The sequence below is a fragment of the Bosea sp. AS-1 genome (assembly GCF_002220095.1).
Lineage (GTDB): Bacteria > Pseudomonadota > Alphaproteobacteria > Rhizobiales > Beijerinckiaceae > Allobosea.
The window spans coordinates 1,455,000-1,475,058 of the sequence record NZ_CP022372.1 but is presented as its reverse complement, the minus strand read 5'-3'; the positions used below and the strand labels follow the sequence as shown (position 1 = coordinate 1,475,058).

Annotated in this window: 27 protein-coding genes; 12 read left to right on the top strand and 15 right to left on the bottom strand. The window is 66.5% G+C overall.

Annotated features, from left to right (window positions below):
- Positions 1-129: 129 nt before the first annotated feature.
- Positions 130-741 (bottom strand): histidine phosphatase family protein, encoded by a 612-nt coding sequence (locus CE453_RS08635; RefSeq protein ID WP_349236641.1) that lies wholly within the window; start codon positions 739-741, stop codon positions 130-132.
- 137 nt (positions 742-878) lie between these two features.
- On the opposite strand from CE453_RS08635, the gene folP reads away from it, so the two are divergent.
- From folP to folK, 3 genes are read left to right on the top strand one after another with little or no spacing between them, the layout of a single operon-like run.
- Complete coding sequence (gene folP / locus CE453_RS08630; RefSeq protein ID WP_089174213.1) at positions 879-1,721, top strand: dihydropteroate synthase; 843 nt, start codon at positions 879-881, stop codon at positions 1,719-1,721.
- A complete protein-coding gene (folB, locus tag CE453_RS08625; protein ID WP_157732952.1) occupies positions 1,718-2,092 on the top strand; it encodes a dihydroneopterin aldolase in 375 nt (124 codons plus the stop codon). Before folP ends, folB begins: the two co-directional genes overlap by 4 nt.
- The gene (folK, locus tag CE453_RS08620; RefSeq protein ID WP_089174212.1) at positions 2,082-2,597 is read left to right on the top strand and encodes a 2-amino-4-hydroxy-6-hydroxymethyldihydropteridine diphosphokinase; all 516 of its coding nucleotides are present in this window, start codon (positions 2,082-2,084) and stop codon (positions 2,595-2,597) included. The genes folB and folK overlap by 11 nt, the downstream gene beginning before the upstream one ends.
- Positions 2,598-2,616: 19 nt before the next feature.
- On the opposite strand, the gene fabI is transcribed toward folK, so the two are convergent.
- The 3 genes from fabI to CE453_RS08605 form a co-directional block, all read right to left on the bottom strand.
- A complete protein-coding gene (gene fabI, locus CE453_RS08615; RefSeq protein WP_089174211.1) occupies positions 2,617-3,456 on the bottom strand; it encodes an enoyl-ACP reductase FabI in 840 nt (279 codons plus the stop codon).
- A gap of 153 nt (positions 3,457-3,609) precedes the next feature.
- Positions 3,610-4,524, bottom strand: coding sequence for a DnaJ C-terminal domain-containing protein (locus tag CE453_RS08610; RefSeq protein WP_089174210.1), 915 nt, complete (start codon positions 4,522-4,524; stop codon positions 3,610-3,612).
- Between the two features lie 167 nt (positions 4,525-4,691).
- Positions 4,692-5,153, bottom strand: a complete 462-nt coding sequence (locus CE453_RS08605; protein ID WP_089174209.1) for an RT0821/Lpp0805 family surface protein — start codon at positions 5,151-5,153, stop codon at positions 4,692-4,694.
- 123 nt (positions 5,154-5,276) lie between these two features.
- On the opposite strand from CE453_RS08605, the gene pdxH reads away from it, so the two are divergent.
- The 5 genes from pdxH (at position 5,277) to CE453_RS08580 (ending at position 8,043) form a co-directional block, all read left to right on the top strand.
- On the top strand, positions 5,277-5,891 hold the full coding sequence (gene pdxH / locus CE453_RS08600) for a pyridoxamine 5'-phosphate oxidase (protein ID WP_089174208.1): 615 nt from the start codon (positions 5,277-5,279) through the stop codon (positions 5,889-5,891).
- A 65-nt stretch (positions 5,892-5,956) separates the two neighbouring features.
- The gene (locus tag CE453_RS08595) at positions 5,957-6,679 is read left to right on the top strand and encodes an SDR family NAD(P)-dependent oxidoreductase (RefSeq protein WP_089177786.1); all 723 of its coding nucleotides are present in this window, start codon (positions 5,957-5,959) and stop codon (positions 6,677-6,679) included.
- Positions 6,676-7,152, top strand: a complete 477-nt coding sequence (locus tag CE453_RS08590; RefSeq protein ID WP_248308003.1) for an NUDIX hydrolase — start codon at positions 6,676-6,678, stop codon at positions 7,150-7,152. The genes CE453_RS08595 and CE453_RS08590 overlap by 4 nt, the downstream gene beginning before the upstream one ends.
- Positions 7,149-7,592, top strand: a complete 444-nt coding sequence (locus tag CE453_RS08585) for a TIGR02301 family protein (RefSeq protein ID WP_089174207.1) — start codon at positions 7,149-7,151, stop codon at positions 7,590-7,592. Before CE453_RS08590 ends, CE453_RS08585 begins: the two co-directional genes overlap by 4 nt.
- Before the next feature lie 181 nt (positions 7,593-7,773).
- Positions 7,774-8,043, top strand: coding sequence for a hypothetical protein (locus CE453_RS08580; RefSeq protein WP_440143708.1), 270 nt, complete (start codon positions 7,774-7,776; stop codon positions 8,041-8,043).
- A gap of 98 nt (positions 8,044-8,141) precedes the next feature.
- On the opposite strand, the gene CE453_RS08575 is transcribed toward CE453_RS08580, so the two are convergent.
- From CE453_RS08575 to CE453_RS08550, 6 genes are all read right to left on the bottom strand, one after another.
- Positions 8,142-9,368, bottom strand: a complete 1,227-nt coding sequence (locus tag CE453_RS08575; RefSeq protein ID WP_349236640.1) for an RNA polymerase sigma factor — start codon at positions 9,366-9,368, stop codon at positions 8,142-8,144.
- 105 nt (positions 9,369-9,473) lie between these two features.
- Positions 9,474-9,899, bottom strand: coding sequence for a YciI family protein (locus CE453_RS08570; RefSeq protein WP_089174205.1), 426 nt, complete (start codon positions 9,897-9,899; stop codon positions 9,474-9,476).
- A gap of 73 nt (positions 9,900-9,972) precedes the next feature.
- Positions 9,973-10,395, bottom strand: a complete 423-nt coding sequence (locus CE453_RS08565; RefSeq protein WP_089174204.1) for a YciI family protein — start codon at positions 10,393-10,395, stop codon at positions 9,973-9,975.
- 65 nt (positions 10,396-10,460) lie between these two features.
- Positions 10,461-10,883, bottom strand: a complete 423-nt coding sequence (locus tag CE453_RS08560) for a YciI family protein (protein WP_089174203.1) — start codon at positions 10,881-10,883, stop codon at positions 10,461-10,463.
- Positions 10,884-10,991: 108 nt separating this feature from the next.
- Entirely contained in the window at positions 10,992-11,657 is a 666-nt protein-coding gene (locus tag CE453_RS08555; protein WP_089174202.1) for a dihydrofolate reductase family protein, read from the bottom strand.
- A 132-nt stretch (positions 11,658-11,789) separates the two neighbouring features.
- Positions 11,790-13,130, bottom strand: a complete 1,341-nt coding sequence (locus CE453_RS08550) for a dihydroorotase (protein WP_089174201.1) — start codon at positions 13,128-13,130, stop codon at positions 11,790-11,792.
- Positions 13,131-13,279: 149 nt separating this feature from the next.
- Here CE453_RS08550 and ygfZ point away from each other — a divergent pair, with 149 nt between their 5' ends.
- The 3 genes from ygfZ to CE453_RS08535 are packed head-to-tail and all read left to right on the top strand — an operon-like array spanning position 13,280 to position 15,443.
- Positions 13,280-14,179: a CAF17-like 4Fe-4S cluster assembly/insertion protein YgfZ gene (gene ygfZ, locus CE453_RS08545; RefSeq protein ID WP_089174200.1), complete on the top strand. Its 900-nt coding sequence runs from the start codon at positions 13,280-13,282 to the stop codon at positions 14,177-14,179.
- The gene (locus tag CE453_RS08540; protein ID WP_472840982.1) at positions 14,176-14,820 is read left to right on the top strand and encodes a DNA-3-methyladenine glycosylase I; all 645 of its coding nucleotides are present in this window, start codon (positions 14,176-14,178) and stop codon (positions 14,818-14,820) included. Before ygfZ ends, CE453_RS08540 begins: the two co-directional genes overlap by 4 nt.
- Entirely contained in the window at positions 14,781-15,443 is a 663-nt protein-coding gene (locus tag CE453_RS08535; protein ID WP_248308002.1) for an HD family hydrolase, read from the top strand. The genes CE453_RS08540 and CE453_RS08535 overlap by 40 nt, the downstream gene beginning before the upstream one ends.
- Here the strand turns inward: CE453_RS08535 and CE453_RS08530 are convergent.
- Both CE453_RS08530 and CE453_RS28490 read right to left on the bottom strand, forming a co-directional pair.
- Positions 15,418-16,701 carry a TadE/TadG family type IV pilus assembly protein gene (locus CE453_RS08530; protein ID WP_089174199.1) on the bottom strand — a complete coding sequence of 428 codons (1,284 nt, stop codon included), beginning with the start codon at positions 16,699-16,701 and terminating at the stop codon, positions 15,418-15,420. The genes CE453_RS08535 and CE453_RS08530 overlap by 26 nt on opposite strands.
- Before the next feature lie 135 nt (positions 16,702-16,836).
- Positions 16,837-17,007 carry a hypothetical protein gene (locus tag CE453_RS28490; protein WP_157732951.1) on the bottom strand — a complete coding sequence of 57 codons (171 nt, stop codon included), beginning with the start codon at positions 17,005-17,007 and terminating at the stop codon, positions 16,837-16,839.
- On the opposite strand from CE453_RS28490, the gene aceB reads away from it, so the two are divergent.
- On the top strand, positions 17,006-18,613 hold the full coding sequence (aceB, locus tag CE453_RS08525; RefSeq protein ID WP_089174198.1) for a malate synthase A: 1,608 nt from the start codon (positions 17,006-17,008) through the stop codon (positions 18,611-18,613). The genes CE453_RS28490 and aceB overlap by 2 nt on opposite strands.
- A gap of 65 nt (positions 18,614-18,678) precedes the next feature.
- Here the strand turns inward: aceB and CE453_RS28485 are convergent, their stop codons facing one another.
- Genes CE453_RS28485 through CE453_RS08515 form a run of 3 tightly spaced genes read right to left on the bottom strand, consistent with a single transcriptional unit; the run spans position 18,679 to position 20,054 of the window.
- Positions 18,679-18,846 carry a hypothetical protein gene (locus CE453_RS28485; RefSeq protein WP_157732950.1) on the bottom strand — a complete coding sequence of 56 codons (168 nt, stop codon included), beginning with the start codon at positions 18,844-18,846 and terminating at the stop codon, positions 18,679-18,681.
- 38 nt (positions 18,847-18,884) lie between these two features.
- Positions 18,885-19,835, bottom strand: coding sequence for a dihydrodipicolinate synthase family protein (locus CE453_RS08520; protein WP_157732949.1), 951 nt, complete (start codon positions 19,833-19,835; stop codon positions 18,885-18,887).
- A 9-nt stretch (positions 19,836-19,844) separates the two neighbouring features.
- A complete protein-coding gene (locus tag CE453_RS08515) occupies positions 19,845-20,054 on the bottom strand; it encodes a hypothetical protein (RefSeq protein WP_089174196.1) in 210 nt (69 codons plus the stop codon).
- Positions 20,055-20,059 lie beyond the last annotated feature (5 nt).

Here is a 20,059-nt window from a genome sequence, read left to right as displayed (position 1 = left end):
GCATGACCGCGCTATCCGGTCGAGCCCCCCCGGCCGGGCAAGCCGCCGCTCCACGCGGTTCTGCTAGCACATTCCCCCTGCCAAATCACCCGTGAACCGGTGATGAATGCCCGCAGGCAGGCGCAGGATTCAGAGCCAGTCGGCCTTGCCGCCCTCGACGACGAGCAGCTTGCCCTGCCAGATCTCGACCATCGCCGCCTTCTGCGGAGCGACCGCACCGACCAGCGCCAGCACCGCGCGCGCGACCCCACCATGGCTGACGATCACCGTCTCGCGCTCCAGCCCCGCCAGCACGGGCCGGACCCGCTCCGCCAGCATGCGATAGCTCTCGCCGCCCGGCGGCACGAAGCCCCATTTGTCGCGCTCGCGCAGGTGCGCCTGCTCTCGCTCGGCCTTGCGGATCTCGCGCCAGGTGAAACCTTCCCATTCCCCGAAGGTGAGTTCCTTGAGGCGGTCATCGATGCGATAGGCACCGGCCGGCAGGTCGAGATCGCGGCGCAGGATGTCCATCGTCTCGCGCGCCCGCTCCATCGGCGAGCAGATGTAGTCGAGGTCCGCGAAAGCCGGCTCCAGCGTCTTGAGTCGGTCGGCGGCCTCGGCTGCCTGCTCGCGCCCCAGCGCGTTGAGCGGGATGTCCCGGCCGCCCTGCAGGCGCCCTTCGCGATTCCAGTCGGTTTCGCCGTGACGGACGAGGATGAGCCGGTGCGGAAGCGAGAGCGGAACCATGCGGGGCTTCTGCACGCCTCGTCCGGGGAGGTCAAAAGCCTTCTGCGCCCGGCCGCCATGCATCCGCCCGATCGCGACGATCCGTCGCTTGCTGTGGTGGAAAATCCACGGGCTGTGTATAGCGCCCGGACGCGCTATCGCATCGGATCGTCATGCCCCTTGCCCTCACCCTACCCGATGGCCGCAACCTCTCGCTCGACGAGGCGCCGCTGCTGATGGGCATCGTCAACGTCACGCCGGACTCCTTTTCGGATGGCGGACTGCTCGACAGCGCCGAGGCGGCCGTGGCGCATGGTCTGCGGCTGGCCGAGGAAGGGGCGGCGATCGTCGATATCGGTGGCGAATCGACCAGGCCCGGCCACGAAACCGTCGATGCCGCGACAGAGCTTGCCCGCGTGCTCCCCGTCATCTCCGGGCTGAAGGCACGGAGCGAGGTGCCGATCTCGATCGACAGCTACAAGGCGGAGGTCGCGGAGGCCGCTCTCGCCGCCGGAGCCTCGATCATCAACGATGTCTGGGGCGCCCAACGCGATCCCCGCATCGCCGCGGTCGCGGCCCGGGCCGGTGCCCCGATGGTGCTGATGCACAACCGCGATACGATCGATGCCGCACTCGACATCTTCGACGAGGTCGCGCGTTTCCTCGAGCGCTCCATCGCCATCGCCACCCAAGCCGGCGTGCCGCGCCAGCAGATCGTCATCGACCCCGGCATCGGCTTCGGCAAGACGCCGCGCCAGAATCTCGACCTGATCCGCGACCTCGACCGGCTGAATGTCCTCGGCTGCCCGATCCTGCTCGGCGCCTCGCGCAAATCGACGCTCGGCCGCCTCACCGGCCGCAAGGTCCCGGCCGAACGGCTGGCCGCCACCCTCTCCGCCCATCTCTATGGCGCCAGCCGCGGCGCCGCCATCCTGCGCGTCCACGATGTCGCGCCGCATATCGACGCGCTCAAGGTCTGGGACGCGATCGCGGACGAAACGAAGGTGATCCCTTGAGCGAAACCGGCAGCATCCTGATCGAGAAGCTCGATATTTACGCCTATCACGGCTTTTTCTCGGAAGAGGAGCGGCTCGGCCAGCGCTTCATTCTCGACCTCGTGCTCGATGTCGATCTGCGCGCTGCCGCCAAGAGCGACCGCCTCGCCGATACCGTCGATTATGGCCGCGCGGTCACGCTGATCAGCGAGGTTTTCACGGCCCAGCGCTATCACCTGCTCGAAGGCGCTGCACGCGCCGTCGCGCTCGCTCTTTTCGACGCCTTCGCACCGATCGCCGGCGTCGAAGTCACCCTGCGCAAGCCGGCCCCGCCGATCCCGGCGACGCTGAGCGCGGTCGGCATCAGGCTGAGCTTCCGGCGTGGCGACTGAAGCGGCCCTCGCCTTCGGCGGCAATCTCGGCGATCCCCTCGCAGCTTTCGCCGCCGCGCTCATCGGCCTGCGTCGCCACCCGGCCGTGAGACTCGGGCGGCTGTCATCGGTCTACCGCACCGCGCCCTGGGGCAAGACCGACCAGCCGGAGTTCCTCAACATGGCGGCACTGGTCGAGACGACGCTGACCGCGGAAGAGCTGCTGGCTCTCTGCCTCGATCTGGAACGGGCCGGTGGGCGGGAGCGTCGCGAGCGCTGGGGACCGCGCACGCTCGATATCGACATCCTGACCTATGGGGCCGAGGCGATCGACCAGCCGGGCCTGCAGATCCCGCACCCACGCATTGCCGAGCGCGCCTTCGTGCTCGCGCCGCTGGCGCAGATCATGCCGGATCGCGAGATCGGCGGCCGAACGGTCAAGACCTTGCTGGAGGCCGTCGCAAACGAAACGATCCGCCGCGACGATGTCGCGACGGACCGATTGAGAGCATTGCTGACAGAGTAAGGGCCGAGAGCGCCGAGGCTCACTCGCCCTTGTCGAGCGAGATGTCCGGCGCGGTCGGCACCTTCATGCCGACGACATGGTAGCCGGCATCGACATGCATGATCTCGCCGGTGATGCCGCGCGACATGTCGGAGACGAGGAACACCGCCGTCTCGCCGACCTCCTCGATGGTGACCGTGCGACGCAGCGGCGAGTTGTACTCGTTCCAGCGCAGAATGTAGCGGAAATCGCCGATGCCCGAGGCGGCGAGCGTCTTGATCGGGCCGGCCGAGATCGCGTTGACGCGGATCTTCGAGGGGCCGAGATCGGCGGCGAGATACTGCACGCTCGATTCCAGCGCAGCTTTTGCGACGCCCATGACGTTGTAGTGCGGCATCCACTTCTCGGCGCCATAATAGGTCAGCGTCAGCAGAGAGCCGCCATCCGGCATCAGCTTCTCGGCACGCTGGGTGATGGCCGTGAAGGAGTAGCAGGAGATCAGCAGCGACTTGGAGAAGTTCGCCTCGCTGGTCTCGACATAGCGGCCCGTCAGCTCGTCCTTGTCGGAGAAGGCGATGCAGTGGACGACGAAGTCGAGCTTGCCCCAGAGCTTCTCGATCTCGGCGAAGACCGCGTCGATCGTCGCGCCGTCGGTGACGTCGCAATGGCCGACGACATGGCCGCCAAGCTCCTTGGCAAGCGGCTCGACCCGCTTCTTCAGCGCATCGCCCTGATAGGTGAAGGCGAGTTCCGCTCCCGCATCCGCCGCCGCCTTGGCGATGCCCCAGGCGATAGACCGGTTGTTCGCGACGCCCATCACGAGCCCGCGCTTGCCCTTGAGGAGATTGGCGGTCGGCGAAACGGCGTTGGAATCAGGCATGGGAAACCCGCAGGGTGAACGATGAGCAGGTCTCTTAGAACAGTCGCAGGGAAGTGGAAACCGCTTTTGAACGCTGTCCCCACGCCAGGAAACGCCTGCCGTAACGCCAGGAGGGCCCGGCGCCGCTTTGAGCCCTCCCGATCGGGGCTCCGCTCAGTCGGCGCGTACCTTCATCAACGCCGTCAGCTCGGCGTCGCTCGCCGGCATCTCGATATCGATGGCGACGAAGAGATCGCCGACAGCGCCCTTCTCGCCCTTCAGCCCCTTGCCGCGCAGCCGGAACTGCTTGGTCGTGCCGGTCATCGGAGGAATCGTCATCTCGACCGCGCCGGTCAGCGTCGGCACATGCAGGGCCCCGCCGAGCACCGCCTTGGCCAGTGGCACGGCGACCCGCGTGCGCAAATCGTTGCCGTCGACCGTGAAGCGCGGATCGGGCTTGACCTTGATGGTCATCAGCACGTCGCCGGTCTCGCCGGAGTACGGATCGGTCTGGCCGAGCCCACGCAGGCGCATGACCTTGCCGTCGCTCACCCCTTCCGGGACGGTGATCTCGACCTCGCGCCCGCCGGGCAGCTTGACGCGACGCGTCGCGCCGCTCACCGCCTGGGCCAGCGTGACTTCCAGCGTGAAGCTCTGCTCGGCTGGCTTCTGCGGCTCGGCCTTGCCGCGCGCGCGGCGGCCGGCCTCGCCGAAGAGCGAGGAGAAGATGTCCGAAGCGTCGAAACCGGCGTCGCCGCCGCGGCCGAACGGCGAACCGCCCTGGCCGAAGTTGAATTCGAAGCCGCCGGCCCGGCCGCCGCGACCGCCCATGCCTGCACCCATGCCGTCGAAGCCGTGGAAGCGCGGCTTGCCTTCGGCATCGATCTCGCCACGGTCGAACTGCTTGCGCTTGGCGTCGTCGCCGACGATCTCATAGGCGGCGTTCAGCTCGGCGAACTTGTCCTGCGCCTTCGGGTCGCTCCGGTTGCTGTCGGGATGCAGTTCCTTGGCACGGCGGCGGAAAGCCTTCTTGATCTCCGCATCGCTCGCGCCGCGGGCGACGCCCAGAACCTGATACGGGTCGCGCATCCAAAAAACCTCGTTCCACGCAAATAGGACGGCCCCTTTTGCCGGCAGGCCGTCCGCCTTGCCTTATCTGGGGATGGTGTGGCCCGTACGCAACATCCCGCGGGATACGCTTTCGTCGCGACCGTCTTGCGCTCTTTTTGGCTCGCGCTCTCGGTCCCGTGGAACGACTAGCTCAGGCCCTTCCAGGGCTCCATGTCCTTCACGGCCCAGTCGCCGCCCGAAGGCCGGCAGGCCGTGCCCTGCAGCTTCAGCGGCCGGCTCTGTGTCTGAACGCTGGCGATGAAGGCGCGGCAGATCTCGTCCGAGCGCAGGAACGGGCCGCCGACCGGCACGAAGGACCCCTTGATGCCGGTCTGCGGATTGTCCCAGGAGACTGCGGCACCGTTGCCCTGCGGGTCGAGCGCGACAGACATGGCGCCGTCGGCGCGGCGCAAGTCTTCGGGGCCGAGCTCGCTCGCGAGGTGCCCGAGGCCGGCTTCCTTGTCCGGCCCGCGCGCCGGCAGGATGGCCGATGTCGTCGCGACTTCGTCCTCGCTCTTGCTCGACAGGCCGAGGATCGGGAAGGACACCGAACAGCCGGCGCACAGCAGGCCCAGCGCGACGGCGGTGGCAGCGACGCATGAGCGCATGGGCGCCGTGCGCCGAGGAAGGCTTTGGAACGTCTGTGCCCCTGCCCTATATAAACCAGCCGCCCGAAACCGGATCACTTCCCCGCTCGCCCACGCCCACTGACCATTGTGGAGGATTAGACTGTGCAACCGTTAACGAGCGGTGACTTCACCCAGGAAAACGAGCCTTTCGCCTTGTTTCAGAGCTGGTTGGACGAGGCGGCCAAATCCGAGCCGAACGACCCGAACGGCATGGCGCTTTCTACCGTCGACGCAGACGGCCTGCCCAACAGCCGCATGGTGCTGCTCAAGGGTCATGGCCCTGACGGATTCGTCTTCTACACCAACACCGAGAGCCAGAAGGGCCAGGAGCTGCTCGGCCAGCCCAAGGCTGCTGCCCTGTTCCATTGGAAGAGCCTGCGCCGGCAGGTCCGCATCCGCGGCCCCGTCGAGCTGGTGAGCGACGCCGAATCGGACGCCTATTTCCAGTCGCGCCCACGTGACAGCCGCATCGGTGCCTGGGCCTCGCAGCAGTCCCGCCCGCTGGAGAGCCGCTTCGCGCTGGAGAAGGCGGTGGCGAGCTACACGGTGAAGTTCGGCATCGGCGAAATCCCGCGCCCGCCACATTGGCGTGGCTTTCGCATCACCCCGGTCTATATCGAGTTCTGGCGCGACGGCGCTTTCCGTCTGCATGACCGCATCGTCTTCCGCCGCGCCTCGGCCGCCGAGCCCTGGACGAAGACGCGCCTCTACCCCTGAGGACACTCCCCATGGCGATGCCGAAGTTCGATTTTCCCAAGACTGAAGCGGGCAAGCGTCCGGTCATGCTGCTGACCGGTGCGAGCCGCGGCATCGGCCACGCCACGGTGATGCAGTTCGCCATGGCGGGCTGGCGCATCCTGTCCTGCTCGCGCCAGGCCTTTTCCGAGAAATGCCCCTGGCCCTCCGGTGCCGACGACCATGTCCAGATCGACCTCGGCGATCCAGAGGACACGATGCGCGGCATCGCCGAGATCAAGAAGAGGCTCGTCGCCGAGGGCGGCAAGCTCCACGCTCTCGTCAACAATGCCGGCATCTCGCCGAAGGGACCGAAGGGTGAGCGGCTCGGCGCCGCCACCACCTCCTTCAACGACTGGCACAAGGTCTTCCAGGTCAATTTCTTTGCGCCGATCATGCTGGCCCGCGGCCTGCTCGACGAGCTGAAGGCGGCGAGGGGTGCGATCGTCAACGTCTCCTCGATCGCCGGTTCCCGCGTCCATCCCTTCGCGGGGGCGGCCTATGCGACCTCGAAGGCGGCGCTCGCCAGCCTGACCCGTGAGATGGCGGCCGATTTCGGGCCGCTGGGTATCCGCGTCAACGCCATCTCGCCCGGCGAGATCGACACCTCGATCCTCTCGCCCGGCACGGAGAAGATCGTCGCCACCCTGCCGATGCAGCGGCTGGGCAAGCCGGACGAGGTGGCGCGAGCGATCTATTTCCTCTGCACCGACGCCTCGAGCTACGTCACCGGCTCGGAACTCCACATCAATGGCGGGCAGCACGTTTGAGCGGGGACGGCCAGGTCATCCGCTTCCCGGCTGCGGGCAAGGCGCCGGCGCGGCCGGTGCTGGCGGCCTCCATTGCCGTGTTTCGCGACGGCAAGGTGCTGCTCGCGACCCGCACCAAACCGCCGGCCGACCAGCTCTGGTCCCTGCCCGGCGGCAAGGTCGAGGCCGGCGAGACGCTGGAGGAAGCCGCCTTGCGCGAACTCGACGAGGAGGTCGGTGTCACGGCCCGCATCCTCGGGTTCAACCGCCATGTCGAGATCTTCGGCCGCAATGCCGAAGGCGCGGTGACGCATCATTTCGTCGTCGCCTCCTTCATCGGCGAATGGCTCTCCGGCGAGCCGCGCACCGGCCCGGAAGCCGGGGCCGTGATGTGGGTCGATCCGCTGAAACTCGGCGGGCTCGCCACCACCCGCGAACTCGGTGAGGTGCTGCGCCGCGCCCACAAGCTCCATGCCGAGGGGCGCCCGGCGTGAGGGTCGTCGCCGCAGCCCTTGCCCTGCTGCTCGCCGGTTCGCCCGTCGCGGCGATCGCCCAGCAGCGCCCCGCCGCACCCGCGGCGAAACCGGCGCAGGGCGCCAAGCCGCCCGAACCCGCACCGCCAGAGCCGGATGGCCCACCCTATGAGCCCCAGCTCCTGCAACTCGCCGAGATCATGGGCTCGCTCGCCTATCTGCGCACGCTCTGCGGCGGCAAGGAGGCACAGGACTGGCGCAATCGCATGGCGGCGCTGGTCGAGGCGGAAGGACGCACGCCGCAGCGCCGCGACCGCTTGACGGCGGCCTTCAATCGCGGCTTCAAGGCCTACGCGCTGACGCACAGGGCCTGCACCGATGCCAGCCAGGAGGCAGCGGGCCGCCTCGCCGATCAGGGCGGACAGTTGTCGCGGGCACTCGCCGGGCGCTATGGCGGATAGGCAACAGCTGTTGCTCGAATACGATCTTCGGTGGAATTCTTGCGATCGCGTTAACCTTTCTTAAACGCCACGGTAGCGTCCCGCTCTGGCACGGCCTATGACTGGACCATCGCAAACCGTCGCGATCCGGGGCAGAACCGGCGCGATTCGCACCAGCCAGAGGCCGCAGAGTCCCGTCTCGATGTCGATCCTTTCAGACGACCCGATGCTCGACCCGAACCTCCCCGAGGACCATGGCGACGCGCGCCGCGTTGCCTACGGTTACGTCGAGGACGCCTTCGCCGAAGGCCAGCAGGACGGGCTCGATTCCGATGCCATGGCCCACGCCGCCCTCTTCGCGGCGCTGCGCACGCTGGTCGAGACCTATGGCGAGGAAGCGACCGCCGTCTTCGCCGAAGCCCTGCCCGAGAAGGTCCGCTGCGGCGCCTTCACCAGCGGCACGCGCCACTAGAGCATCGGACAGAAAAGCGGAATCCGCTTTTCGGAAAGATCCGATGCGCCAGCACTGGGATCGATCATCGTTATCGCGTCCGTAGGACGCGCGATGATCTAACCAGCGGCAGCACGCGCGGTTTCGGCCCGCTTCTGCATCAACGCCTGCTCCTGGACGTTGCGCGTCAGCGCGACCGCCTGCTCGAACGCCTCTGCCGCTTCACGATGCCGGCCGAGCTTGGACAGAAGGTCGCCGCGCACGCTCGGCAGCAGGTGGTAGCGCTTGAGTGCCGGCTCCGCCGCCAGCGCCTCGACCAGGGCGAGCCCCGCCGCCGGCCCTTCCGCCATCGAAACGGCAACGGCCCGGTTGAGCTCCACGATCGGTGACGGGGTCACGCGTGCGAGAACGCCGTAGAGCGTCACGATTCGCGCCCAGTCCGTCTCGTCGGCGGTGCGGGCTCGAGCATGGCAGGCGGCGAGCGCCGCCTGAAGCAGGAAGGGGCCGGGAGAGACGCCGGCGAGCTGCTGCGCCCGTTCCAGCGCGGCGAGCCCGCGCCCGATCAGCAGCCGGTCCCAGCGAGCGCGGTTCTGGTCAAGCAGCAGGATCGGTTCCCCCTTGGGACCGGTGCGAGCTCTGAGCCGCGAAGCCTGCAGGTCCATCAGCGCCACGAGCCCGTGAACCTCCGGCTCCTGCGGCGCCCGCGCCGCCAGGATGCGCCCCAGCCGCAACGCCTCCTCGCACAGCGTCGGACGCACCCAGTCCTCGCCCGCCGTTGCGGCATAGCCCTCGTTGAAGATCAGGTAGACCACCTCGAGCACCGAGGCGAGCCGCTCGCCGAGCTCGGGGCCGACAGGCACCTCATAAGGTACCTTGGCGTCGCTGAGCGTCTTCTTGGCCCGCACGATACGTTGCGCCATCGTCGGCTCGGGCACCAGGAAGGCGCGGGCGATCTCTTCCGTCGTCAGGCCGCCGAGCAACTTCAGCGTCAGCGCCAGCCTCGCCTCCTGCGGCAGCACCGGATGGCAGGCGGTGAAGATCAGCCGGAGTAGGTCGTCGCCCACTTCATCGTCGAGTGCGGCATCGAGATCGGGCATGACGGAATGATCGTCATCGAGGTCGCGGCCGAGCTCTTCCTGCTTGCGGCGCGCCATCGCCTCGTGGCGGACCGTGTCCAGCGCGCGGTGCTTGGCGACCTGCATCAGCCAGGCCGCGGGATTGCGCGGGACACCCTCCTCAGGCCACTGCTTCAATGCCGCGACCAGCGCGTCCTGCGCCAGCTCCTCGGCCCGGCCGACATCGCGCGTCAGCCGCACGAGGCCCGCGATCAGCTTCGGGGCCTCCATGCGCCAGACCGTCTCAATAGTGCGGTGTGCATCGCTTGCCGACATCGGGAGCGATACACACCATCAGCAGCCTTCGCTGGCAAGCTTCGCTAGGCCGGGAGCCGATCAGTCCTTGCCTTCCGCCTCGCTCTTGAGGCGATCCCACTGCGCCGCGGTCTCCGGCGTGACGATCTCGCCGAAATCAGCGAGCTCGAACAACGGCCGGATCTCGATCTCGGACGGGCCGGGCATCGGGTTGGGGCAGCGCTTGACCCAAGCGATCGCCTCGTCGAGCGAGGCGCATTCCCAGAGCCAGTAGCCCGCAACGAGCTCCTTGGTCTCGGCGAAGGGCCCATCGACGACGGAACGCTTGGCACCGTCGAATTGCACGCGCGCCCCCTTCGAGCTGGGCTGCAATCCGTCGCCGCCCTTCATGATGCCGGCTTTCACCAGCTCCTCGTTATAAGCCATCATCGCTTCGAGCAGCTCCTGGGTCGGCGGAGCGCCGGCTTCGCTGTCCTTGGTCGCCTTGACCATCACCATGAAACGCATCGGTCTTCTCCTTGTACGGGTGGAGGCGTCGCTCACACCGTTCGGATTGAAAGGGGTTACGAGCTCCGTCCGATCAGCGGCCGCGCTTCTCGAATTCGGCGCGCAGCTGTTCCTTCCGCTCGCGCCGCTCCGGCGTCACCATCTCGCCGAACTCCTCCAGCTCGAAGACGGGCCGGAGCTCGATCTCGGTACCGCCGTCGAAGGGCGCGCGCTTCAGCCACTCGACCGCCTCGTCGAAGGACTTCACCTGCCAGAGCCAGAAGCCGGCCAGCAGCTCCTTGGTTTCGGCGAACGGCCCGTCGGTGATCGCCCGCTCGCTGCCCGAGAAACGCATGCGGATGCCCTTCGAGCTCGGGTGCAACCCCTCCGCAGCCAGCAGGATGCCAGCCTTGATCAGATCCTCGTTGTAGACGCCCATCTTCGCGAAGCCGTCCGGGTCCGGCATCACGCCGGCTTCGCTGTCCTTGCTGGCCTTGACCAGAACCATCACACGCATCGGCTTTCTCCTTGGGCGGACCGGTGGAGGCGGACCTCTCACCGTCCGATCGATTGGGTTTCAGTTCAGCCGGCGAGCTTCGCCGTCTCGGCGCGCTGGCGGCGCTCCTGCTCGCACAGCTCCGGCGTCATCGCCTCGCCGAAATCCTCCATCTCGAAGACCGGGCGCAGCTCGATCTCGGTACCGCCGTCGAAGGGCGCCCGCTTCAGCCACGCGACCGCCTCGTCGAAGGACTTCACCTGCCAGAGCCAGAAGCCTGCGAGCAATTCCTTCGTCTCGGCGAAGGGGCCGTCCGTGATCGCCCGCTCAGCACCCGAGAAGCGCATGCGGATGCCCTTCGAGCTCGGATGCAGCCCCTCGCCGGCCAGCATGACGCCGGCTTTCACCAACTCCTCGTTATAGGCTCCCATCTTCGTCAGGATGTCGTTGCTCGGCATGATGCCGGCTTCGCTGTCCTTGTCGGCCTTGACCAGAACCATCACACGCATCGGTCTTCTCCCTTGGATCCGTTTTCGATCGAAGGCGATCCTGCGCCTTCATCCTCACGTCGAACGAGCTGCGCCCGAATCGACATCGCTTCCGAAAAAATTTTTGGTTCAGCCTTCCGCCGCCCATTTCCGGCGACGCGCGATCTCGGCCTGACTCGGCTCAGCCATCGCGAAGGAGCCGGGCTTGACCTCACCGTTGCGGCGGTAGCGGCCGATCATGACGCCGGTGGGCGAGACCTTGCCGTCGATGAAGCTCATCGCCGCCGGCAACGCACCCTGGCCAAACAGCCGCTTTCCCTTGCCGAGCAGCAGCGGGTAGATCATCAGCTGCATCTCATCGATCAGATCGTGCCGCAGCAAGGTCTGAATCAGGTCGCCGCTGCCCTGGATCAGGAGCCGCGGCCCCTCCTCGCGCTTCAGCGCGGTCAGCCGCGCCACGACGTCGTCGCCGAGCGAGACGGAATTCTGCCAGTCGAGCGCGACGCCCGAGCGTGACGCGACATATTTGGTGGCGCGGTTGAAGGCCTCGGCAATGGCACCATCGTCTTCGGTGAAGGGCCAGTGCGCGGCGAAGATTTCATAGGTCTTGCGCCCGAGCAGCAGGTCGAAAGGCTCGGCAAAGATGTCGCCTACCGCCTGGTTGGAGACCGCATCCCCATAGTTGACGATCCAGCCGCCGAGCTTGAAGCCGCCCGTCGGATCCTCGTCCGGTCCGCCCGGCGCCTGCATCACGCCGTCGAGCGACAGGAAAGTCGCAGCAACGATCTCTCTCATCTCGTTCCTCCATTGCGCGGAGCGGCGACAGCGGATGATCCGCTGTCATCATCGCTTCCTGACGACACGTCGAACGAGCCCAGCGGGTTTCGACATCCCGCCGCGAGAATTTTTCAGGCCGTGCCTCCGCGCTCAGGCGCCGCGCGGCAGCGCCTCCAGGAAACGGGCCGGCTCGCCTTGCGAGGGCGTCGTCAGCTCGCCCTCCCACATCACCTTGAGGCCGCGCACGAAGGTGCCGACCGGCCAGCCGGTGACCGTGACGCCGTCATAGGGCGTCCAGCCGCATTTCGAGGCGCTCCACTCCTTGGTGATCGTCTCGCGGCGCTTGAGGTCGACGATGGTGAAGTCGGCGTCGTAGCCCACCGCGATCCGACCCTTGCCCTCCAGCCCGAAGATGCGCTGCGGCCCGGCGCTGCTGAGATCGACGAAGCGTTCCAGCGTCAGCCGGCCTGCATTCACATGGTCGAGCATGATCGGCACCAGCGTCTGCACGCCCGGCATGCCGGAATGGCTCGCCGGATAGGGATGGTGCTTCTCCTCATCGGTATGCGGCGCATGGTCGGAGCCCAGCACGTCGACGATGCCCTGCTCGACGCCCCACCAGATGCGCTGGCGATGGCTGTCGTCACGGATCGGCGGGTTCATCTGCGCATAGGTGCCGAGCCGCTCGTAGCAATCCGGCGCCACCAGCGTCAGATGGTTCGGCAACACCTCGACCGTCGCGACATCCTTATGGTCCTTGAGGAAGACCATCTCCTCGCCCGTGGAAATGTGCAGGATATGGACGCGCGCGCCGGTCTCCCGCGCGATCCTGACCAGCCGCTTGGTGCAGGTCAGCGCCACCTCCGGCGAGCGCCAGACCGGGTGGCTCGACGGGTCGCCCTCGACCCTGAGTCCCATGCGCTCGCGCAGCATCGTCTCGTCTTCCGAATGGAAGGCGGCGCGCCGGCGCGTCCGCTTCAGGATCTCGGCCACGCCCTTGTCGTCTTCGACCAGCAGGTCGCCGGTGGAGGAGCCCATGAACACCTTGATGCCGGCCGCGCCCGGCAGCCGTTCCAGCTCCGGTACATGGACGGCGTTCTCATGCGTGCCGCCGACCCAGAAGGCGAAGTCGCAATGCATGCGGTGCTTGCCGCGTTTCACCTTGTCGGCCAGCGCCTCGGGGGTGGTCGTCTGCGGAATCGTGTTCGGCATCTCGAAGACGCAGGTCACCCCGCCGAGCGCGGCCGAGCGCGAGCCGCTCTCCAGATCCTCCTTGTGGTCGAGCCCCGGCTCGCGGAAATGCACCTGGCTGTCGATGACGCCCGGCAGGATGTGCAGGCCGGTGCAATCGATCACCTCCCCGGCCGAGGCTTGGCTGAGATCGCCCAGCGCCATGATCTTGCCGCCGACGATGCCGACATCGCGCGCGACGCGGCCATCCTGGTTCACCACCGTGCCGCCCTTGAGAACGACGTCGTAAGTCTGGGGCATGGCAGTCTCCGGGAGGTTGAGCAAACACGGGATGAAGCCTACCTATCGGCCAACGCGCCGTCCCGGAAGTCCAAACAGCTTTCGGGTGGCGCCAACGTCTCCTTTTCGGCTGTCGAGACCCCGACCCGAAACCAGAACTGGAACGGCCTATGTCCGCCACCCGATTGATCGACCGCGGCGTCATCCGCGTCAGCGGCGAGGATGCCCGCCCTTTCCTCGATAACATCGTGACCAACGAGATGGACGCGGTGGCGCCGGGCCGGGCCGGCTACGGTGCGCTGCTGACGCCGCAAGGCAAGATCATCTGCGATTTCTTCATCGTCGCGCTGCCGGTGGAAGACGGTGGCGGCTTCCTGCTCGACACGCCCCTGCTCCAGACCGCCGATCTGATGAAACGCCTGAAGCTCTACAAGCTGCGCGCCAAGGTGACGCTCGACGATCTGACCGAGGCGAGCGCCGTCCTCGCCTCTGCCGATGGCGCACCGCTGCCGGCCGAGGCCGGCTTCGTCTATGAGGACCCGCGCCTGCCCGCACTCGGGCAGCGCGCTATCGCCGACGCCGCTGGTATCGACAGCCTCATCGATGCCGAGCCCGAGACCTATCACGCCCGCCGCATCGCGCTCGGCATTCCCGCCGGCGGCCGCGACTTCCCCTATGGCGACACCTTTCCGCACGAGGCGCTGCTCGACCAGCTCGGCGGCGTTTCCTTCAAGAAGGGCTGCTATATCGGTCAGGAGGTCGTCTCCCGCATGCAGCACCGCGGTACGGCCCGCACCCGTGTCGTGCCGATCGTCTTCGATGACGGCATCGCCACCGAAACCGGCGCCGAGGCCACGGCCGGTGGCAAGCCGCTCGGCACCATCGGCTCGACCGCGAATGGCAAGGCACTCGCGATGCTGAGGCTCGACCGGTTGGCCGACGCCACGGCAGCCGGACACACACCGCTCGGCGGCGGACTCGCCTTCCATCTGGCGAAGAAGCCCGATTTCATCCGCTTCCCCTTCCCCGGCGAGCCGGGCTTCGGGGCCGCCGCGGGAGCTGCCCTGTGAGCGAGGCGATTGTCTTGACCGAGGAACGCACCGCGATCCAGGGCCCCGACGGCAAGTTCCGCTGCCGCTGGCCCGGCACCGATCCGCTCTATCTCGCCTATCACGACACCGAATGGGGTGTGCCGGAATATGATTCCCGCGCGCTCTGGGAAAAGCTGATCCTCGATGGCTTCCAGGCCGGCCTGTCCTGGATCACCATCCTCAGGAAGCGCGACGCGTTCCGCGCCGGCTTTGCCGGGTTCGAGCCGGAAAAGGTCGCCCGTTTCACCGAGGCCGATGTCCAGCGCCTGCTCGCCGATCCCGGCATCATCCGCCATCGCGGCAAGATCGAGGGCACGATCAAGAGCGCGCAAGCTTATCTGAAACTGAGCGAACGCGAACCCTTCGCCGATTTCCTCTGGAAGCATCTCGATGGCCGCGTGCTGCAGAACAGCTATCGGACGCAGGGCGAGGTGCCGACCCAGACCAGGGTGTCGGAGGCGATCTCGAAGGAGCTGAAGAAGGCAGGCTTCACCTTCTGCGGCCCGACCATCGTCTACGCGTTCATGGAGGCCTGCGGTCTGGTCAATGACCACCTCACCGGCTGCTTCCGCTGGAGCGAATGCGCGGCGCTCGCGCGCGACAGCCGCCCTGCTGCCTGATGGCCCGCAAGCCCGAACCACCCCGTGCCTGGCAGCGCATGCTCTCGGGCCGAAGGCTCGACCTGCTCGACCCCTCGCCCCTCGATATCGAGATCGAGGACATCGCCCACGGCCTTGCCCGCGTCGCCCGCTGGAACGGCCAGACGCGCGGCGCCCACTCCTTCTCGGTCGCTCAGCACTGCCTGCTGGTCGAGGCCATCGCCGGCCATCTCAATCCGGATTGGAGCGCCGCCTGGCGGTTAATGGCGCTGCTGCACGACGCGCCGGAATACGTCATCGGCGACATGATCTCGCCGTTCAAGGTGGTGATGGGCGATGCCTATAAGAGCGTGGAACTGCGCCTGCTCGCCGCGATCCACCTGCGCTTCGGCTTGCCAGCGGTGACGCCCGCCATGCTGAAGCGGAGGACCAAGGATGCCGATACCATCGCAGCCTTTTTCGAGGCGACGCAGCTCGCCGGCTTCGGCCGCGAGGAGGCGCTGAAGTTCTTCGGCCGGCCGCAAGCGCTGCCGGCCGCCGTACTCGCCTGGCTGGAGCCACTCGACACCGAGATGGCGCAGGCGCGCTTTCTGGCGCGCTTCGCCGAACTCGCCGGCTTTACTGCGTCAGGCGGACCTGGCTGATCTCGCTGGCGATCGCCTTGAAGATAGGACTGAGCTGGGACGCAGCCGTCACTTCGTAATACATGCTCGGGGTCGTCGCGCAGTTACGCAGCAGCGCCGCGTTCCCATCCATGACGCGGATCGTGTAAATGGTGACCCCGGCCGTCTTGATGTTGTTGCAGGCGAGCGTCGTCCGGTCATCAACAGCAGGGCTGGGACTTGAGCCGTTGCCGTCCCAACGATTCTTCGTGTTGTCGCCATCGGTCAGGAGAATCATGTACTTCTTCAGACGCGGCGTCGAAGCCGGCTTGGCCTGAGTGAACGGATCGCTCGGGCTGAGCGTAGCCATTCCCCACACCGCACCGATTGTGATGTTCGTCGCGCCTGTTGGTTGCATCGCACTGACACGAGCTGTCAGGGCCGCCCAGTCGCTCGTCAGGGGCAGCACCTTCGCCTGGGTCGCCGGAGAGTATTGGTCGCAAAAGTCGGCTGGATACATTGTCGCGTTGGTTGTCGCACCATCGCCGTCGCTAGTGTCGTAGGATTTATCGCGATCCGTTACACAGCCCTGCCAAGCGTTCTTGGTAATCGTGGTACAGGTATAGGGCCAGTTGCTACTGCAGGTCTTCTGGTCCCAGCGCAGCCAGGATGCTGTCTTCAAGCTGGTATCGAGGATCACGCGCGTCGAGAATGGAACGATGGATATCCGAATCTGGTCGGGCACAGTCGGATCCGTTGCCTTTTGCATAATCGTGATCAGGTCGTTGGCGGCCGCCTTCAACGCGGTCATCTTGCCGTTATCCTTCATGGAGCCCGTATTATCGAGCACCAGCGCCAGCTCGATCGTGTTCGTTCCCCATGTCGATTGGCTCGTGCTGGAAACGTCGAGCTTGTCGGAACCGAGAACACGGGTGACGGTCGTCGGCATCTGCGCATTCGCGACGATCTTCACCGTGCGCGCCTGGCGGTCGATGGTCACCGTCGCATCGACGAATTCGCTCTTCGCGTCGGCCGGCAGATTATCCTTCACCCAGGCCGTGACACGCGCCTTGACCTCGTCATCCGTAAGCTTTTGCGCATCGCGCGCCGCCATCAGCGCGGCGGAATCGATCGCGGCGTTCAGCGCCTGCCGGAGGTTGCTGGCGCGCGAGTAATCGACAGCGACGCCGACGAAACCCATCAGCGGCACCAACATGAGCCCGAACAGCATCATGACGTTGCCGCGCTGGTCCATCCTGAACCGGCGCATCAGGAAACGCAGGGAGCCGAGCTTGTTCATTCTTGTGTCACCCCAGGTCGAATTGGCACATTCGACGAGGCGAGCGTTGGGGCCGGGAACTTACAAATTGCTAAAACCGATTCGAGGAAGTCAGACCTATTTGCGCATTTTGATGCAAAATCGGCTTCCGCAGCGTCATGCCGCGCTATGGCGCGCCGGAAACACAACCGTTACGTGCATAATCCCGCTCTTTTTGTCATCGACGATATTTATTCCACACAGGAACAAGTCATCATCATTTTTTCGGCATTTAGAAAAAGCCAATTTCAAGCGAACATGATCCCAACCTTTCAGGAGGAAGCTCATGTCCGATACCCCCTCGCTCGATTTGCCCGCTGGCGTCGTCGTCAAGGGCGCGCTCGCACCGCGCTTCGATGAAATCCTGACTCGCGATGCCCTTGCCTTCGTCGCCGACCTGCACCGCCGCTTCAACGAGACGCGCAAGCGCCTCCTCGCCGTGCGCGCCGAACGCCAGAAGCGCTTCGACGCCGGCGAGACGCCAGATTTCCTGGCCGAGACCCGGCATATCCGCGAGGGCGCCTGGACTGTCGCGCCGATCCCGGCCGACCTGCAGGACCGCCGCGTCGAGATCACCGGCCCCGTCGACCGCAAGATGATCGTCAACGCGCTGAATTCCGGCGCCAAGGTCTTCATGGCCGATTTCGAGGATGCCTCCTCGCCGGTCTGGGCGAACATGATCGAAGGCCAGATCAACCTGAAGGACCGTTGGGCCAACAAGATCGACTTCACCGACCCGTCGAACGGCAAGGACTACAAGCTCAAAGACAAGCCGGCCGTCCTGATCATCCGCCCGCGCGGCTGGCATCTACCCGAGCGCCATATCGAGATCGACGGCGAGGTGGCCTCGGGCTCCCTGGTCGATTTCGGCCTTTATGTCTTCCACAACGCCAAGGCGTCGCTCGCCGCCGGCTCCGGCCCGTATTTCTACCTGCCGAAGCTGGAGAGCCATCTCGAAGCCCGGCTCTGGAACGACGTCTTCGTCGCGGCGCAGTCGGCGCTCGGCCTGAAGAACGGCACGATCAAGGCCACCGTCCTGATCGAAACCCTGCCCGCCGCCTTCGAGATGGACGAGATCCTCTACGAACTGCGCGAGCACATGGCCGGCCTGAATTGCGGCCGCTGGGACTACATCTTCTCCTTCATCAAGAAGCTCGCCCGCAACAAGGCCTATGTCCTGCCCGATCGCTCGCAGGTCGTGATGTCCAAGGCCTTCCTGCGCGCCTATTCGCTGCTGCTGATTAAGACCTGCCACAAGCGCGGCGCCTTCGCGATGGGCGGCATGGCCGCGCAGATCCCGGTCAAGAACAACCCCGAGGCCAACGCTGCCGCCTTTGCCAAGGTCAAGGCCGACAAGGAGCGCGAGGCCGGCGATGGCCATGACGGCACCTGGGTCGCCCATCCCGATCTCGTGCCGGTGGCGATGGAGGTGTTCGACCGGCTGATGCCGGAGGCGAACCAGCTCGGCAAGACGCGCGATGACGTCAACGTCGGCACGAAGGACCTGCTGGAGGTCCATCAGGGCACGCGCACCGAGGAAGGCTTCCGCGATAATATCCGCGTCGGCGTCCAGTATATCGAGGCCTGGCTGCGCGGCCGCGGCGCGGTGCCGATCTACAACATGATGGAGGATGCCGCGACTGCCGAGATCAGCCGCGCCCAGATCTGGCAGTTTGTCCAGTACGGCGTCGCGCTCGAGGGCGGAGTCAAGGCCGATGCGGCCCTGTTCAAGCGCTGCCTGCCGGAAGAGATGGAGCGCGTGAAAAGCGAGCTCGGCCGCGAGAACTATGCCAAGGGCCGCTTCCCCGAGGCGATCGCGCTGTTCGAGGCGCTGTCGCTGGCGCCGAACTTCGAGGATTTCCTCACCGTGCCGGCCTACGCCAAGCTCGGCTGACCGACGGTTCTGTGTGAACTCGACAAGGGCGCCACCTTCGGGCGGCGCCCTTTTGCTTGGCTGCATCAGCCATGGTGCAGATACCACCAGACACGGATACCGATGACTGCGGCCATCAGTACGATCGAGCCGCACAGATGCAGCAGGTCGGCCTTCCAGCCACCGGCGGAAACGCGCCTGGTGCTTTGGTAGACCGCCTCGCGCCGGCGACGGTAACTGCCGATCACGGACATGGGAGCCTCCTTCGTTTCAGGAAAGCGGCAGCGCGATCTCAGGCGCGGCCGTTCGCCCTCCTCGTCGCGACAAGGCTCATGGCCTGCGCCGCGGCGACTTTCGGGAACGGGTGCGGCAGATCCTCGATGGTCTCGCGAAGGAGCGCCGCCAGCCCCGGGCAAGCCGGTGTCAGCGGCGCCCGGCAAGCCTGGTCGACGCCCGGGTGGAGCATCGACAGGGCGAGCTTGACGAGCACCGGATCCGGCTCGGCGGCCAGGAGATCGAGCAGCGGGACGAGTCTGCGCTGCAGAATCTGCGCCTGGCCGTAGAATTCGGAACGCGCCGCGCTTTCCAATCGCGCAAGCCAATGCGGGGCGAGATTGCCCACGCTCGTGACGGCGCCGCAGCCCCCGGCCAGCAGATAGGACGGGATTGTCCCGGCCGCTCCGGTCAACCGCATGAAGCGACGGTCGCGCACCCGCGCGATCCGATCGCAGCGGGTGAGATCGCCGCGCCGTTCCAGGATGCCGACGATATTTTCCGCCCCTTCGAACTGTCCCAGCGTCTCCGGCGCGATGTCGACGCCGCAACGATCCGGATCGTTGTCGAGCACGATCTCGAGCCCCGTTGCCTGTGCAGCCGCCAGCGCATGGGCGGCGAGCCCGGCCTGGGTCGGACGGCTGTAATAGGGCATCCGCAGCAGCAAGGCCGAAGCGCCCGCCCGTTCTGCCGCAACCACAGCCGCGACCGTATCCGCCGTCGCATAACTGCCGACGGCGGCGACGACCGGGAAATGCCGGCCAGCGATGCTGCGCGCGGCAGCCAGCAACGCCTGCCGCTCCGCTTCGGTCAGCGCCGAGGTCTCGCCTGAGACGGTGCCGATGACGATGCCATCCGCCCCCTGCGCGATTTGCCATGCGATCAGGCGCTCCAGCGCATCGTAATCGATCGCCTCGCCATCGAACGGCGTCACCAGCGCCGTGAACATGCCGTGAAGCCAGTGGTTCATGGGCATGCCTCAGAGCAGATGCAGCCTTCTGGCCGTCACGCGGACGGCGCGGGGCCGGTGGGCTGTCTCCGCTGCGGCATAACGCAGGGCGGCGCTGCGGTCGGCGAAGATGCCGCCGCCGCGCCCATGCGTCTCGATGGCGAGCCAATGTCCCTCGCTATCGCGCCCGACGAGAAAGGCGGGCGGATCGGCAAAGCGTCTGTGATGGATCTGGTTCATGGTCC